The 380-nt window shown below is 64.7% G+C and carries 1 protein-coding gene; it reads left to right on the top strand.

Annotated features, from left to right (window positions below):
- Window positions 1-380: cytosine permease (locus AC1DLB_RS32355; protein WP_477786579.1), on the top strand; the 380-nt coding region annotated here is incomplete at both ends.

Here is a 380-nt window from a genome sequence, read left to right as displayed (position 1 = left end):
GCGTCAGCCTCGGTCAACCGGGTTTCTGGGCGGCTTTCATCGGCGCTGCGCTGGTGGCGATGAGTAACCCGATTTCCTTCGGGGCGTTCCTCGGCGACTGGTCGCGCTACATCCCGCGTGACACCTCCAAGCGCCGGATCATGGCTGCCGTGGTGATCTCGCAGATCGCGACCTTCATCCCGTTCCTGTTCGGCCTGGCCACCGCCACCATCGTGGCGATCAAGGCACCGGACTACATCGCGGCCAACAACTACGTCGGCGGCCTGCTGGCGGTGTCACCGAGCTGGTTCTTCCTGCCGGTGTGCCTGATTGCGGTGATTGGCGGCATGTCCACCGGCACCACGTCGCTGTATGGCACCGGGCTGGACATGTCCAGTGTG

Source organism: Pseudomonas sp. 05N434 (assembly GCF_056396965.1).
The sequence above is the reverse complement of the archived record's forward strand: the minus strand, read 5'-3'. Positions and strand labels throughout refer to the sequence as shown.